16 protein-coding genes and 1 tRNA gene are annotated in these 16,026 nt (G+C 37.8%); 7 read left to right on the forward strand and 10 right to left on the reverse strand.

Annotation, left to right across the window (positions count from 1 at the left end; all coding sequences use genetic code 11):
* Positions 1-60 precede the first annotated feature (60 nt).
* The 3 genes from LMF32_RS12740 to LMF32_RS12750 form a co-directional block, all read right to left on the reverse strand.
* Positions 61-999, reverse strand: a complete 939-nt coding sequence (locus LMF32_RS12740) for a DUF975 family protein (protein ID WP_188204723.1) — start codon at positions 997-999, stop codon at positions 61-63.
* 269 nt (positions 1,000-1,268) lie between these two features.
* Entirely contained in the window at positions 1,269-2,060 is a 792-nt protein-coding gene (locus tag LMF32_RS12745) for a general stress protein (protein WP_230524982.1), read from the reverse strand.
* Positions 2,061-2,310: 250 nt separating this feature from the next.
* Positions 2,311-2,384 (reverse strand) — tRNA-Arg (locus LMF32_RS12750).
* A 173-nt stretch (positions 2,385-2,557) separates the two neighbouring features.
* On the opposite strand from LMF32_RS12750, the gene LMF32_RS12755 reads away from it, so the two are divergent.
* From LMF32_RS12755 to LMF32_RS12775, 5 genes are all read left to right on the forward strand, one after another.
* Positions 2,558-3,964 (forward strand): ISNCY family transposase, encoded by a 1,407-nt coding sequence (locus LMF32_RS12755; RefSeq protein ID WP_230523607.1) that lies wholly within the window; start codon positions 2,558-2,560, stop codon positions 3,962-3,964.
* Between the two features lie 382 nt (positions 3,965-4,346).
* Positions 4,347-4,658: an ssDNA-binding protein gene (locus LMF32_RS12760; protein WP_092481002.1), complete on the forward strand. Its 312-nt coding sequence runs from the start codon at positions 4,347-4,349 to the stop codon at positions 4,656-4,658.
* Positions 4,659-4,725: 67 nt separating this feature from the next.
* The gene (locus LMF32_RS12765; RefSeq protein ID WP_230524983.1) at positions 4,726-4,941 is read left to right on the forward strand and encodes a glycine zipper family protein; all 216 of its coding nucleotides are present in this window, start codon (positions 4,726-4,728) and stop codon (positions 4,939-4,941) included.
* Between the two features lie 209 nt (positions 4,942-5,150).
* Positions 5,151-5,327: a hypothetical protein gene (locus LMF32_RS12770; protein ID WP_230524984.1), complete on the forward strand. Its 177-nt coding sequence runs from the start codon at positions 5,151-5,153 to the stop codon at positions 5,325-5,327.
* Between the two features lie 118 nt (positions 5,328-5,445).
* The gene (locus LMF32_RS12775; RefSeq protein WP_188205499.1) at positions 5,446-5,829 is read left to right on the forward strand and encodes a PH domain-containing protein; all 384 of its coding nucleotides are present in this window, start codon (positions 5,446-5,448) and stop codon (positions 5,827-5,829) included.
* Positions 5,830-5,880: 51 nt separating this feature from the next.
* Here LMF32_RS12775 and glnA (LMF32_RS12780) read toward each other — a convergent pair whose 3' ends face one another.
* The 6 genes from glnA (LMF32_RS12780) to miaA form a co-directional block, all read right to left on the reverse strand.
* Entirely contained in the window at positions 5,881-7,221 is a 1,341-nt protein-coding gene (gene glnA, locus LMF32_RS12780) for a type I glutamate--ammonia ligase (protein ID WP_092481005.1), read from the reverse strand.
* A gap of 30 nt (positions 7,222-7,251) precedes the next feature.
* Positions 7,252-7,650 carry a MerR family transcriptional regulator gene (locus tag LMF32_RS12785; RefSeq protein WP_092481006.1) on the reverse strand — a complete coding sequence of 133 codons (399 nt, stop codon included), beginning with the start codon at positions 7,648-7,650 and terminating at the stop codon, positions 7,252-7,254.
* A gap of 316 nt (positions 7,651-7,966) precedes the next feature.
* The gene (gene glnA, locus LMF32_RS12790; RefSeq protein ID WP_230524985.1) at positions 7,967-9,298 is read right to left on the reverse strand and encodes a type I glutamate--ammonia ligase; all 1,332 of its coding nucleotides are present in this window, start codon (positions 9,296-9,298) and stop codon (positions 7,967-7,969) included.
* Between the two features lie 158 nt (positions 9,299-9,456).
* Positions 9,457-10,713, reverse strand: coding sequence for a methionine gamma-lyase family protein (locus LMF32_RS12795; protein WP_188204903.1), 1,257 nt, complete (start codon positions 10,711-10,713; stop codon positions 9,457-9,459).
* Between the two features lie 8 nt (positions 10,714-10,721).
* A complete protein-coding gene (gene hflX / locus LMF32_RS12800; RefSeq protein WP_230524986.1) occupies positions 10,722-11,957 on the reverse strand; it encodes a GTPase HflX in 1,236 nt (411 codons plus the stop codon).
* Positions 11,958-11,991: 34 nt separating this feature from the next.
* Positions 11,992-12,954 carry a tRNA (adenosine(37)-N6)-dimethylallyltransferase MiaA gene (miaA, locus tag LMF32_RS12805; protein WP_230524987.1) on the reverse strand — a complete coding sequence of 321 codons (963 nt, stop codon included), beginning with the start codon at positions 12,952-12,954 and terminating at the stop codon, positions 11,992-11,994.
* 384 nt (positions 12,955-13,338) lie between these two features.
* On the opposite strand from miaA, the gene LMF32_RS12810 reads away from it, so the two are divergent.
* Positions 13,339-13,689 (forward strand): hypothetical protein, encoded by a 351-nt coding sequence (locus tag LMF32_RS12810; protein ID WP_230524988.1) that lies wholly within the window; start codon positions 13,339-13,341, stop codon positions 13,687-13,689.
* A 15-nt stretch (positions 13,690-13,704) separates the two neighbouring features.
* Positions 13,705-15,218 (forward strand): IS3 family transposase gene (locus LMF32_RS12815; protein ID WP_230523472.1). Its coding sequence is split into 2 segments (ribosomal slippage): positions 13,705-14,323 and positions 14,323-15,218, totalling 1,515 coding nucleotides; the frame shifts between segments, so codons are not numbered across the junction.
* A gap of 77 nt (positions 15,219-15,295) precedes the next feature.
* On the opposite strand, the gene istB is transcribed toward LMF32_RS12815, so the two are convergent.
* Positions 15,296-16,024 (reverse strand): IS21-like element helper ATPase IstB, encoded by a 729-nt coding sequence (gene istB / locus LMF32_RS12820; RefSeq protein WP_188205306.1) that lies wholly within the window; start codon positions 16,022-16,024, stop codon positions 15,296-15,298.
* Positions 16,025-16,026 lie beyond the last annotated feature (2 nt).

Below are 16,026 nucleotides of genomic sequence, written 5' to 3' on the forward strand. Positions count from 1 at the left end.
CAACTAGCTAAAAAGTCAGCTCAAAGGTTCTAAACTCCCCTTTGAGCTGACTTTTTTAGTTTAAAATCGATCTAACCGATCATCTGATGAAGAAGATTCTTCTGTTTCTTCATAAGGGTCAATTTGTTCTGTTGCATATGTCTTTTGTTCCTCGTAGATCCCTTCGTCTGCATCCAACTCTGGGTACCCTACTAAATCCCGATAGAAAATTTGGGCAGCTGTTCTACGGTAAGGTTCAACGTACAGTGATATAAGAAACATGGCTAAACCAAAAGCCAGTACGACTAAAAGCATACCTAATAAAAAGCCAACGAATTCATCATTCGCATATATACTGACTTCTTGAAATTGATACCTGATCGTATTGACACTGCCTAAAATAAAGGCTAAAAATAATGCTACAGGAATAAGGTACCACACGATAAACGAAAATTGTAAAATGAAAAATTTCCATTTCTTGCCCTTCATCAATTCTTTGCTTCGATTGATAGCCCCAACAACATCTACTTCAGGGTCATCTTTATAAATATTGTAAGCTTGGCTGTAACTATAAGCTTTAACAATTCCGGGAATCACAAGTAATAAACTCCAAAAGAACACGAATAATCCTGTAACAATAGAAATTCCAATAACTTTAAAAAAACGTTTCGAATTGGCTGTTTGGAATATTCCTTCTACCGTCAGCTTTTCCCCATCGACCATATCCAATAATGCCCAATCATATCCCACTGCAAATACAGCGGAAATAAAACTTACTGCTATTGAACCAAAAGACGCAAAAATACTTGCTGCAGGCGATATAGTTTCAGTTCCGATAGCGTATGGATCAGATATACTTGACATTATATCAGCAAAACCTCCTCCGATACCTGTTACACCAAGTAATACCTCGTTAATAATCGTTGTTAAAATTCCTACTACAAATAAATTCAATATGGCTATTTTCCAATTGCCTGATAATCGTGCTTTTGCTTCTCGTTTGATTTCTTTATTTGTCATAACTACTCCTCCAATAATTACCTTCTTGTTTTTTATTTATGTATTGGTTTTATTATACCAAAAAAAGGAATTCTTGAAGTGATGATTCAAAAGAATTCCTTTTCAGTACACTATTTTCCTTAACGATGTCGTTGTTTCTTTTTTTTAGTTCTTTTTTTCGGTCTTAAAAAGTAAATTAAAGATAACAGCAGAGAAAAATAAACGCCGATATAGCTGAAAGTAAATACCATGATCATCCTGATCATCTTCCTCACCTGCTTTCCTTTCTTTTATTTATCTTTATACTCTGATGCAGTTGTCTGATCATTTTGAAGAGGATTACTGTCTATATCCATCGGTTCTAAGCTTTGAGGCGGAATTTTAGGGTCGATGCTGGCACCCGGCGTATTGGAGTCAACAGAATTATCAGTCAATCCCTCGCGATTCAACTTCTCGTTAGCTTGCGTAACTTCGTGATTTTCGATATCACGTACTTCCTCGTCAGCATCTCGGTTTCTTTCATCAGATGTATGATTGAACTTATCTTGAACATCTGATGTTCCTTTACTTGAAGCATGAATGTCGTTTGAGCTTCTAGTAATGGCGTTATCCGCAGCCATTCCTGTACCTGGAATAAGCGGATTGACGCCTCCGGGAGTCTCATTGAAGTCTCCTGTTTCCCCACTGGTCATACTAGTATTTTCAGAAGGTTGAGTTGTCTGAGTTTCTCTTCCCATTGTAAAACTTGTCTTATCTTCTACAAGAAGGACGAATCCGTTATCATAAATAACCTCGTTATACTCTATGCGAGAAGGTTCATCCAAATCGTATGCCCCTAATGGATCTTTCTTATCACTGCTGCTACTTCCAAAAGTCTCTTTTATTTTATCCAACATACCTTTGTCTTCATTCTTCGTAACTGTATCTATCTTTGCTGATGTTCTTCTTTCTAATTGTTCTTTATTTTCTTCTTTGGTCAAAACGGTAATATCTTTTTCATCGTACCCCAAATCTACTAAATCTTTTATTTTATCTACTGCTTCTTCTGCCGATAAAAAACCATCTATTGCCTTATATCCCATAAAACCATCCCCCTAGTTTCTTCAACGGATTTTCTTTTAATTCACTTTTATCATATCAAAAAAAGGGTGTATTTCCAATTAATTCGGCTTATAAACGTTTAACTCATTACTAAAGCACCGGCTGCTTAGAACATGAGATGACATATAAATAAAAAAAAAGAACCTCATAAGTGAGGTTCTTAAACGCATGGTTGTTTTACGGTTATTTCGGGCTGAATTTTGTTTAACATTATGTATCGACCCATTAGTACGTCTCAGGAGGGATTCGAACCCCCGACCGTTCGCTTAGAAGGCGAATGCTCTATCCTGCTGAGCTACTGAGACAAGTTGTTTAACCAGCGACAAGATTTATTATAGGCAATAATGAATAAAAAGTCAACAAAAAACTTATAAATATGTAAAAAATTGTCATTAACAAATGATAATGTCTTAATAAATAACAAATGAAAATGTCCCATAACTACGTTACTCTAATCTTATTGGATTGGAGAGATAGAATGGGAGCAGAATTAACTATGTTTGAAAACAAAAAATATGAAGTCATAAAAAAAGTATGTAATGGTCAGTGTTCAAAGGAGCGGGCAGAGATTGAACTAGATTTATCCCGTAGGCAGATTAACCGATTGGTTAATCGCTATAAAACGCAAGGAAAAAAAGGTTTTAAGCATGGGAACAAGGGACGAACTCCCGCTACAACGTTGTCAAAAGAAACCCAACAAAAGATTATTCGACTCTACAGAAAGAAATATGATGGTTTTAATTTGTTCCATTTTACAGAAAAACTGCAGGAGGAAGAACAAGTAACCGTCTCTTATACGACCGTTCGCAATTTATTATATCAAAAACATATTCTTTCTCCTCGTGCTTCTAAAAAAACACAACGAACGAAGCGCAAAGAATTAAAAGAGAAAGAACGGTCTGACCAACTACTAACAAAGAAAGAGAGCCAAGTTTTAAATGAATTAGAATACGTAGATCCTGTGAAAGCTCATCCTAGCCGCTCACGAAAGAAATATAAAGGTGAACAGCTTCAAATGGACGCTTCAAGACACGATTGGTTTCAAAACGGAAAATATGCGCATCTCCACGCTGCTATAGATGACGCCACTGGAATCGTGGTTGGGGCTTACTTTGATAAAGAAGAAACATTAGATGCCTATTACGAAGTAACACATCAGTGTCTGACTACCTACGGTATTCCGTATAATATTTTGACGGATAATCGAACCATCTTTCACTATAAACAAGAAAAGAGCCCTTCAGAAGAGAAGGACACTTTTACACAATATGGATATGCCTGCCATAACTTGGGAATAGAGTTAACCACAACAAGTATTCCTCAAGCAAAAGGAAGAATTGAACGATTATGGAATACCCTCCAAGATCGTCTCCTAAATGAAATGGCCTTAAAAAATATCCAATCCATTGAAGAAGCAAACCAATTTTTGAAACATTATATTCCTACATATAACGCCAAATTTGCTTTACAGCTAAACGATACCAAAAGTGTTTTTGAAAAGCTACCAAAAGATATCCATTTAGATTATATACTGGCTCGCTTTTCACACCGAGTTGTCCAGAAGGGACACGCACTCAAATATCAGAACAAGTTATATCATTTATATAATCAAAATCAGCACGTCTTATTGGCCCCAAAAACGAAGTTAATGATTATTCATACTAAAGAAAATCAACTGTATGCTAGTCATCAGGATTCACTTTTCATGTTAAAAGAAATTCCGCTTCACGAAAAAGTTTCAAAAGAATTCGATAAGCCAATCGAACGTAAAAAGATGCAGGTGCATATCCCTCCAATGAGCCATCCTTGGAAAAAAGCATCTTATGATCGCTATCTTCGGAAGAAAAACCAAAAGGAAGCTCTGAAAACCAATTCTAGAACATGAATACAAGTTTTTAACTAGAAAATAGATTTAGAACGCTAATTTCAGTTGATTCAGAAAATGGCTTCGTGGTTTTCGAAGCCATTTCCTGAATCAACTTTACCAAGCGTAGCGCGGTAGTTTTGCCAGGAATAGGATCAACGAAATAATGACAGTGAACCTAACTCAAATTTGAATAAAATCGGGACATTTTCATTTATCATTGACACAAAAAACTTATAAATATGTAAAAAATGTTTTTTATTTTATTCTTCGCCTCAATGAGTGAATTAAGAATAGTTATAAAATGTGAACAGACTATCTATTTTAATAGCTTTTTTAACATCATCTCCTTTACAAACAGAACAAACGTTCGTATAATAAAATCGAAAAGGAGGCGTCTCATTTGAACACTTCTATTATTACAGGAAAAGTCGTATCTGACATTAAAATCATCAATACTAAAAACGGCCATCCCTTCTGCAGATTTACTTTGCTGTCCAATCAACAAAAGTTCAATTGTTTGATTGCCGGAAAGAAATCTTTTAATTTTCTTTATGAAGTATCTTTGCACACAGATATCGCCATTCAGTTCACTAACAATGATCGTAATCAATTAGTCGTACAAAAATTTAAGGTTTTAAAGACCCCGACTCCCTTCAACTCGCTTTTTGAGTATAAAGGTAGAAAGATGCCTCATAAGAAAGTTATGCTGTAAGTGTATTAATAGACTACACTCGCCAACATGGTAAAATAAGACTATACACTATAAGGAGTGGTTGTCTATGAAAGATCCTAAAAATGATGAGTCAAAAAATCACGATACTGGAAAAGATGAGAGCTCTTTTCTTGCCATAGGTCTGTCGCTGGGTATTTCTATCGGAGCTGCTTTAGGTTTAGTATTCGACAATTTGGCTATCGGGATCGCTCTAGGCATAGCACTTGGTATAGCTGTAGGTTCAAGCATAGATGCTTCAAAATCTAAACATAAGACAAAATAAAAATAGACCCTAGTTTTTATTAAGCTAGGGTCTCCTTTATTGACTTATAGTAATCAGAAAAGCACTCCTAGTTTAAAATGAGTTCTTTTCTTCATTTGCTTAATTATCCTTATAATCATACGTACATGATTACTTAACAAATACTTAAAATAATTGGGACACATTTATGTGTATAATAGGAAAATAATTATAAAGTAAGGAGCTTCTACATGGAATTGACGATATACAGCATGAAACTCAACGGATACAAATTGGAATTGACTTATAATAGTTTAGGCTTTTGCGTGAGTTTACACTTTGGTGATGAAATACATATCTATCAATACGATGACATAATAACCGCCTTAAATAGAATGGACCATTTGATCATCTCTTTCTATAACTAACTCGATATACCAAAAGAAGCTTCTGTCGATATAGAAGCTTCTTTTTATTCTCCTTTTCTTTGACGTCTTTTGTTATAATACACTTTAAGAGAGACTATTATTGAAGGAGTGTGTTGAAATGGGATTAATTGGTGGAATAATGGGCAATGCGAGCAACGTCAGTGCGGAGGATGCGCGCAAGAAATTAGGCAGTGTGATCTTAGATTCCGAAGATATTGATTTAGCGTTTAAATTAGTGCGTGATTTAATTGTCTTTACCGACAAACGATTGATTATTGTCGATAAACAAGGAATGACCGGTAAAAAAACAACTTATAATTCACTGCCTTATCAATCCATTAGTCGTTTTTCGGTAGAAACTTCAGGACATTTTGATCTAGACGCTGAATTGAATATTTTCATTTCTAGCGCAGCTGAACCTGCTGTCAGTTTGCAGTTCACAAAGGATAAACACATCGAAACGATCCAACAAGCGCTGGCTTTGGCAGTTTTAGGAAAATAATCATTTCCATCTAAAAAGCGTACGAATGATAATCATTCGTACGCTTTTTGTTTAATACAATTTTAAGTATTGTTCTCTTTCCCATTGTGAAACTTGAATACGAAATGCATCCCACTCTACTCTTTTCGCATCTACGAAATTGTTGTAGATGTGTTCTCCTAAACCATCTTTGATAATCTCATCTTTCGATAGTTCTTTAACAGCTTCCATCAAGGTAGATGGCAAGTCATAAATACCATTATCGTGACGATCTTCTTCATCCATAGCATAAATATTTCTGTCAATCGGTGCTGGCAACTCTAAATCATTTTTGATTCCATCTAATCCAGCTTTCAATAAAGCAGCCATAGCTAAGTAAGGATTAGCACTTGGATCAACACTGCGCACTTCGATTCGTGTAGACATTCCTCGAGAACCCGGTATACGGATCAATGGTGAGCGATTGCGTCCGCTCCACGCAATGTAAACTGGAGCTTCATAACCCGGGACCAAACGTTTGTATGAGTTGACTGTTGGGTTGCAGACAGCCGTAAATGCCCGAGCATGTTTTAAGACGCCGGCAATGAATCCACGAGCTGTGTCGCTCAGTTCCATATCACCATCTTTATCGTAAAAGGCGTTTCCTTCTTCTGTAAAAAGAGATAAGTTGAAATGCATCCCTGAACCATTAACTCCAAATAAAGGTTTTGGCATAAAGGTTGCATGCAGACCATGTTTACGAGCGACTGTTTTTACAATCAACTTAAAGGTTTGAATGTTGTCACAAGCTTCAACAGCATTAGCGAATTTCCAATCGATTTCATGTTGTCCTGGGGCCACTTCATGATGGCTGGCTTCAATTTCAAATCCTAATTCTTCCAATTGCAATACGATATCACGACGGCAATTTTCTCCTAAGTCTACTGGCGCTAAATCGAAATAGCCGCCATGATCATTTAACTCCAGCGTTGGTTCATTATTTTCATCTAATTTAAACAAGAAAAATTCTGGTTCTGGCCCAAGATTGAATTCAGTAAATCCTAACTCTTCCATCTCTTTTAATACGCGTTTCAAGTTCGCACGCGGGTCCCCTAGAAAAGGTTCGCCATCTGGATTGTAAATATCACAAATCAAACGAGCAACTTTTCCTTTTCCTTCTCCAGCTCCCCAAGGGAAAATCAACCAAGTATCTAAGTCTGGACGTAAATACATATCACTTTCTTCGATACGTACAAATCCTTCAATAGAAGAACCATCAAACATCATTTTATTGTCTAAGACTTTTTCTAATTGACTGATGGGAACTTCTACGTTTTTGATCGTTCCTAAAATGTCTGTAAACATCAAACGTAAAAATCGTACATCCTCTTCTTTTGCAGTTTGTTCAATGTGTTCTTTCGTTATTTTTACCATAATAGCTTCTCTCCTTATAAAGGTTATTTTTTAGTGTTGATTCCGGAATGGGTTGTTCATCAATTTATTTTTATCTTTAGGAGACAAGCCGCTAATGGATAAAAATTCAGAGTATAAAATTTTTCTTACATCATCATCTGTTAATGTTTTTTCACTTTGTCTCGATTTCTCTTCTTTTTCTTTCTCTTGTAGTTCATAAATGCGCTTGATACCTGCCATATTAATTCCTTCAGCCAAATAATCCTTGATCTCGAGGAGTACATCAATGTCATTCAAAGAATACATCCGTCTGTTCCCCTCGCTCCTTTGAGGATGAATCAAATCTTGCTCTTCATAATACCGTATCTGCCTGGCAGACAAATCAGTCAGTTTTATAACTGTACCAATTGGAAAAACAGACATCGACCTGCGTAATTCTTTTTCTTTCATTTTTGTCCTCCTCTCAATTACTTTAACAGATTAACAGTTCGAAAAGCTCATGTCAACAACTTTTTTTATTTTATGTAAGGTTTTCTGACATGGAATAACGAACTTAAATAATGATAAAGGATTTTTAGTTCCGAATCTAGCTTCCTTTTTATTAGCTATACCACTTTAAGTGTTACAGCGTTGTTGTGAGTTACCAAATAAGATTAGGCGTCAAATATCCCAAACCTCAATTTTCTAACTAAAAACTAGGGAAAAACGGCAAAAAAATAAGCTTCACTAAAACAACTTGTTTTAGTAAAGCTTATTTAATCAACATTTATCGTTTAAAGTATTTCTTTTGTTCCCATGGAGAGACTTGCTCATTGTACTCTATCCATTCTTGCGTTCTAATGGTAATGAAGTTGTTGTACATATGCTCTCCCATCGCTTCTCTCATCAATGAATCTTTTTTCAAATGACTGACAGCTTCATATAAAGTCGCCGGTAGTCGTTCAATGTCTTGTTCTCCAAGTTCTGTCGAGCTCATTTGGTAAATGTTTTTCCCGATTGGATCTGCCACGACTTTATTTTCTTGGATACCGCTTAGACCTGCTTTTAACAAAACAGCCAGCGCAAGATAAGGATTGGCACTTGGATCAACGCTGCGCAATTCTACTCGTGTAGACATTCCTCTTGAAGTTGGGACACGTACCAATGGTGTGCGGTTGCTCGCACTCCAAGCAATATGAACCGGAGCTTCAAACCCTGGTGTCAATCGTTTATACGAATTCACTGTAGGATTGCAAATAGCTGTATAGGCTTTAGCATGCTTTAAAAGACCTGCAATAAATTCATGAGCTGTTTTGCTGAGTCCCATTTCATCTGCTTCATCATAGAAAGAATTCCCGTCTTTATTGAATAAAGACATATTGAAGTGCATTCCCGATCCATGCACACCATTAATCGGTTTTGGCATAAAGGATGCATGAAGTCCATGCTTACGCGCAATAGTTTTTACCACTAATTTAAAAGTTTGAATGTTGTCGCATGCTTCTACAGCATCTGCGTATTTCCAGTCGATCTCATGTTGTCCAGGAGCTGCTTCATGGTGACTAGCTTCAATCTCAAAGCCTAACTCTTCCAACTGCAACACGATGTCTCGACGACAATTTTCGCCTAAATCAGTAGGTGCTAAGTCAAAATAGCCTCCATGGTCATTCAATCGATGAGACGGCTCTCCATTTTCATCCAACTTGAATAAGAAAAATTCAGGCTCTGGTCCTAAATTGAATTCTGTGAACCCTTCGTTCTCCATCTCTTTTAACACACGCTTTAAATTAGAACGCGGGTCTCCAGAAAACGGTGTGCCATCTGGGTTGTATACATCACAAATCAACCGAGCAATTTTCCCATATTCTGTATCCCACGGAAAAATAAGCCAAGTCGATAAATCTGGTCGTAATTGCATATCACTCTCTTCAACCGCCACAAATCCATCAATTGAAGAACCATCGAACATCATCTTATTGTCCAACGCTTTTTCCAATTGACTGATAGGCACTTCCACGTTTTTGATAACTCCATCAATATCCGTGAACATTAGACGTAAAAAGCGGACGTTTTCTTCTTTTGCAATTTCCATGATTTCTTGTTTTGTATGATTTTTCATTGGTTTGTAAACAAACTCCTTATTATTTTTTGTGTTTTTTGTTGCTGTTTCCTGTTTTTTCTCTATTATTAACCTAACATAGATAAGACGGATCTGTCATGGAATAAGCACTGACGACAAAAAAAGACTGGTCAAAAGCGACCAGTCTTTTACTTGACTTATTTTTCAAAGTACAATTCAGAAACAGCTGCTGTTACAGCCAATTTGACGTGCTCATAAGTCAGCCCGCCTTGGACATACAATGTGTATGGCGCACGAATCGGACCGTCCGCAGTCAATTCAATGCTTGAACCTTGAACAAAAGTACCAGCCGCCATGATCACGTCGTCTTCATAGCCAGGCATGTAAGCTCCAATCGGTGTTACATGAGCATTGATTGGGGAGTACTTTTGAATCGTTTGAGCAAATTGAACCATCTTTTCTTTTTCACCTAGTGAAATCATTTGAATCAGATCCGTACGTTTTTCATCCCATCTAGGAGTGGATGAAACGTTGCAGGTCTCTAATAAAGCCGCTGTATAAACAGCACCTTTCAACGATTCACCTACCGTATGCGGGGCCATGAAAAACCCTTGGTACATTTCAGGCAAGCTGTATAAAGAAGCACCCGCTTCACGACCGATACCCGGAGAAGTCAATCGATAGCCGCATGCTTCTACCAAGTCTAAACGTCCCACTATATACCCGCCGATTTTAGCCAATCCGCCTCCCGGATTTTTAATCAACGAACCGGCCATTAAATCTGCGCCCACTTCTATGGGTTCTTTTTCTTCTACGAATTCTCCATAACAATTGTCCACAAAAATGATCGCATCTGGAGCAATACCCCGAACAAATTGAATCATTTCTTCAATTTGAGCGACAGTAAATGAAGGTCGACTGGCATACCCGCGTGAACGTTGGATCGCAATAACTTTTGTAGCAGGCGTAATTTTTTCTTTCACCATTTCAAAATCAACACTGCCATCTTCTAAAAGATTCACAGCATCGTAACCCATGTTGTATTCTTTAAAAGACCCGATACCGTTCCCTGTTACACCAACAACTTCTAACAAAGTATCGTACGGCTGGCCAGTGATATACAGTAAGTCATCCCCTGGGCGCATAACTCCAAATAAAGCCGTGCTGATCGCATGGGTCCCTGAAATAAGCTGCGGTCGAACGATACCTGCTTCAGCTTTGAATACATCAGCGTACACTTCCTCGAGCGTGTCACGACCAAAATCATCGTAACCATATCCTGTTGAAGGAGTGAAATGGTGATCGGATACTTGTTTTTTACGGAAACTGTCTAAGACTTTCTTTTGATTGCTTAAAGCTGTTTCGTGTATTTGAGCTAAGATAGGTTGAATTTTTTCTTCCACTTCTTTGACTCGTTCTTGCAATTCTGGCGCAAATTGATTCTTCCAACTCATTCTCTTTTCTATTCTCCTATCCATTTAGACTTCGCTTTAGCGTAGCCTTTTACCACATATACATTTTTCTCTTCATCATAAACTTGCGTAGCTATTTGAGTTTCTTGTTTCAGCTGGATCAACGTATCTCCCTCATCTGCCGGGACTTCTACACGATACGGCTCCATGATTTCTTCAATTTTCTCCATCAATTGATCCAACAACAAATGAATATCGGCTTCATTTTTAGCTGACATCACAATGCTAGGGAAATAATCTGGATAAAATGGCTCAGTAATCAAATCGCTTTTGTTGTAGATTGTTAACAGCGGCAAATGATCCATTTCCAGATCAATCAGTAAGTTCATGACTGTTCGTTCATGTTCCACCATATTTTCAGCTGATGCATCTACCACATGCAGCAATAAATCGACTCCCCTGGTTTCTTCAAGCGTTGAATGGAAAGCTTCAATCAATTGCGTGGGCAGATCTTGGATAAACCCAACGGTATCTGTTATCGTCACGTTCAAGCCGCTTGGCAATTTCAGTTGTCTTGTCAACGGGTCCAAAGTAGCAAACAATTTGTTTTCTTCATAGGTTTCTGCATTCGTCAGTTTATTCAGTAAGGTCGATTTCCCCGCGTTGGTATAACCAATCAATCCGATTTGGAATACATTGCTTTCTTGTCGCTGTTTTCTTGTCCGAGCACGATGCTTTTCCGTTTCAGAAAGCTCTCGACGAATATCTGTGATTTGGTTGCGGATGTAACGTCTGTCCGTTTCTAATTTCGTTTCCCCTGGACCTCTCGTTCCGATTCCCCCACCTAATCTGGACAAATTGACCCCTTGACCAGCCAATCTTGGTAAGAGGTACTGCAATTGAGCCAGCTCTACTTGCAATTTACCCTCTTTACTCTGGGCGTGCATCGCAAAAATATCTAGAATCAGCTGCACGCGATCGATAACTTTTGTATCTACCGCATCTTGGATATTTCTTGTTTGAGCTGGAGTCAATTCATGGTTGAAAATGACTGTATCTGCTTCTAACTCTTCCACCAGCTGCATCAGTTCTTCTATTTTTCCTTTCCCCAAATAAGTACGTGAATCAGCACGGCTTCTTTTTTGAGTGATTTGTCCGACAACTATCCCTTGAGCAGTCTCTGTTAATTGTTCTAATTCTTTTAGCGAATAATTAAAACTGTAATCTGCTTCAGTAGTCTGGACACCAACTAATATGACTCGCTCAGCTTTCTCTTGCGTCTCCATATAAACACTCCTTTTATAATTTCAACTGATCTGACTAGGTAGTTCGTAAAAAAGTTTCAGCTTCTGCAAGAACTTTTTCCAAATCTGTTGGATGTTTTACCAAATCCCACCAACTAACCTTTTCCATTCGATTTCTAAACCAGGTTAACTGTCTTTTTGCATAACGTCTAGAATTCTGCTTGATTTGCTCAATGACTTCTTGTTCTGTCTGTTGACCTTCAAAGAAGGGAAACCACTCTTTGTAGCCGATTCCTTTAGCAGCTTGTGTATCTTGTAAGTTGGCATCATATAAAAAACGTGCTTCTTTTTCTAATCCAGCATCATTCATTTGGTCTACTCTCAAATTAATGCGTTCATAAAGAACAGATCTGTCAGTATCTAAGCCGATGATTTTCGCGTCATAAACAGCTTCTTTTATTTCCCGTTCATTTTGGTAAGCAGAAAAAGGCTGCCCCGTAACATGATACACTTCTAAAGCTCGGATTACTCTGCGTTGATTATTAAAGTGAATTTTTTTAGCCGCTTCAGGATCTATTTCATTTAACGTTTCCCACAGATAAAGATTCCCTTTCTGCTGCGCTAGAGCTTCTTGTTCTTTCCTGAAAGATGCGTCGGTCTTTCCTTCTCCTCCATAACTCACGTCATAAAGCAGGGATTCAATGTACAGCCCCGTACCTCCTGCAATGATCGGGATCTTCCCTCGAGATGTGATATCTGCAATCAAACCTTTAGCTCTTTTTTGAAAATCGGTGACCGTATAACTCTCGCTGGGATCTACTTCATCAATGAGATAATGAGGGATTCCTTCCATCTCGTCTGGCATAACTTTAGCTGTTCCAATATCCAATCCTTTATAGATCTGCATGGAATCCCCACTGATGATTTCTCCGTCTAAAGCCTTGGCCATTTCAATACTCAGACTCGTTTTCCCTACTGCTGTCGGTCCCGCAATAACAAGTATCTTAGTCTTTATGAGTAACACTCCTTTGTACTTCAATACTCAATTTTCTTCCAGAAAAACAATGTAACGGTCAAATGAGGAAACTCAATAACCTTTCTCTTATCTGCTTTATGTTTATCTTTGATGTTGAATATTGTTTCATTTCTATTTTCTACACAATTATACCATATATCCACTATGATTTACCCTCGAATAACCTGTCACCAGCTTGTCTATCAACGAAAAAACTGATTTGATTCGTTCAGTTTAAAAAAATAATCTCCTCGAATGCTTATCCGTAAAAGAATAAATTCCCAACTGTTCTTTCTAAGCGTATTTCTTCTCTTTACAAAACGAACACATGTTCGTATAATAAAATAAACGTTCTTTGGAAATTTGAGTTTACCCTTTCTCTCTAAAATACATAAAGAGGTGTGTTTAATGATTACCATCGATTATTCAAAAGAGCCGCGGCGAGACATCTTATGTATTGACGTCAAATCCTTTTTTGCTTCCGTAGAGGCCGTTAAACGAGGAATGCACCCCTTAACAGCTTATATTTTCGTCATGAGTAAACCTGAAGAGAACGGCGGATTAGTTTTAGCTGCTTCACCTCGTGTAAAACAAGAATACCGCATTAAGACAGGATCTCGTCGGTTTGAGACTCCTAAACATTCTCCTATCCAAATCGTGGAACCTAGAATGGGTTTGTATTTAAAAGTGAATGGATTTGTATTTTGCAAGACTTTTCTACACAACAGGAGGTGCGGACATAATCTTGGACAACTATAAGTCAGGAGAATGTCCATGTACTCTTACGAAGAAAGAATGAAAGCTGTAAAACTTTACATCAAATACGAACACTCTTTGGCGTCAGTCATTCATGAATTAGGCTATCCTTCTTCAAAAGCTTTATACAAATGGTTTAAGGAATATGAAGAGAATGGTGATCTTTCTAAGACTTCAAAAAGAAAACGTGAATTTACGCAAGAAGAAAAGCAGTTTGCTGTTAATCACTATATCGAATACGGTCGCAATTATTCTAGAACTGTTCGCATGTTGGGTTATCCAGATAGAAACATTCTTAGCGATTGGTGTAAAGAACTTGCACCTGAAGCTCGTAAAATCAGGCGAAGTAAGTTAAACTATTCTCAAGAGCAGAAAAAAGAGGCCGTTATCCATCTTGTGAGCCGAGAAACCTCTGTCCACAAAATTGCTGAGCGCCTGCAGGTCACCCGTAAAACGCTCTATGATTGGAAAGAGGAGCTCATCGGAGAGGAGCTTCCACCTAATATGACGAATATGCCTGATAGCCCTCAACTAGAAGGGTTGAAAAATGAAGTTGATGTTTTAAAACAAGAAGTTTATCGACTACGAATGGAAAAAGATATCTTGGAAAAGTCTGCCGAACTTGTAAAAAAGAATGGGGCATCAATCCAAAACATTTCTCCAACAAGGAAAAAACAAGAGTGATTGATGCATTAAAAACCTTTTATCCATTGGCACTTTTACTAGAGAATTTGGATTTAGTTAAGAGTAGTTATTATTACCACAGAAGTCAGGCTAAGCTTCCGGATAAATATGCTGATCTAAGGGTAATGCTTAAAGATATTTTTATTGAAAGTCGTCGTACGTATGGCTATCGTCGTATGCATGACGTTCTAAAAAAGCAAAATATTGTTGTTTCCGAGAAAGTTGTTAGACGGCTTATGAAGGAAGAAAAACTCATTGTTCATTCAGTAACTAAAAAGAAATATAGTTCATATGCAGGTGAAATTACTCCCGCGACACCTAACCTTATTCAACGAAATTTCAAAGCTGAAGCACCTGACAAAAAGTGGTTGACAGACATTACAGAATTTCGTATTCCCGCCGGAAAAGTCTATCTATCGCCCATTATCGATTGTTTTGACGGGGCCTTAGTTAGTTGGACTATCAGTACACAACCAAATGCGGAGCTCGTTAATAGTATGTTTGATCAGGCACTTGATACACTCGCTGATAATTCAAAGCCAATCATACACTCTGATCGCGGAGCTCACTACAGATGGCCAGGTTGGATTGAAAGGATTAAAACCAACGGTTTGACACAGTCCATGTCTAAAAAAGGATGTTCACCGGATAACTCGGCTTGCGAAGGGTTTTTCGGTAGACTTAAAAATGAGTTCTTCTATGGCTTTAAATGGGACAATATTTCAATTGACGCATTCATTGAACTACTTGATGATTACCTGCATTGGTACAATAACAAAAGAATAAAATTGTCTCTAGGCGGTCTCAGTCCGATTGATTACAGAAAGAAACTAGGTTTAATTGCTTGAAAAAGTCCAAAAAAACATCCGCACCTCCACATTGCAGCGATAAACTACACAATTTTGCACCTGAAAGATTCTTTTAGTTATTTGTGTTTGGATAGTGCATTCTTTAGTCGAAAACTCTCTCCGGTAAAGCTTAATATGTGAGCATGGTGAATCAGTCGATCAACCAATGCGGCTGTCAGACGAGCGTCAATGAACACTTTATTCCATTGACTAAATTCTAGATTACTGGTGATGATGACGCTTTTCGTCTCATACCAATCACTAATTAGCTGAAATAGAAGTTCCGCTCCTTCTTTCGTAAACGGAACATACCCCATTTCATCTAAAATAATCAGTTTAACCTTGTCAAAACGTTTTTTAAAAGCATCTAGTGTGTTATTTTTCCATTGACGTTCTAGTTCGCTGACTAGGTCAGATACGCGCCAGAAGCGTGTATCTATGCCGTTTTCTGTAGCTAATGTGCCTAAGGCACATGCCAAGTGAGTTTTTCCTGTACCAGGTGTTCCTACGAAAACAGCGTTTTGGCATTGTTTGATAAAAGACAGACTAGTCAGTTCCTCTTTAGTTGTCGGACTGGGAAGCGATATCTGGTTGTGCCATTCATAAGTGGATAGCGTCCGCCTACAGGGCAGCTTTGATTGTTTATAGAGCCGTATCGTTTTCGCTTCTTCACGACTTCGAAGTTCATTTTTCAAAAGAAAAAGTAACCAGTCCTCTTTAGAATCAAATCCATCCGTATCAATGACTTTTGGTATATGAGAGAGCCGGAGGCTTTTACACAGTTCTTCTAAGTAAGCTTGATCCATTA

It is taken from the genome of Desemzia sp. C1, assembly GCF_020882875.1.
GTDB classification, from domain to species: domain Bacteria; phylum Bacillota; class Bacilli; order Lactobacillales; family Carnobacteriaceae; genus Desemzia; species Desemzia incerta.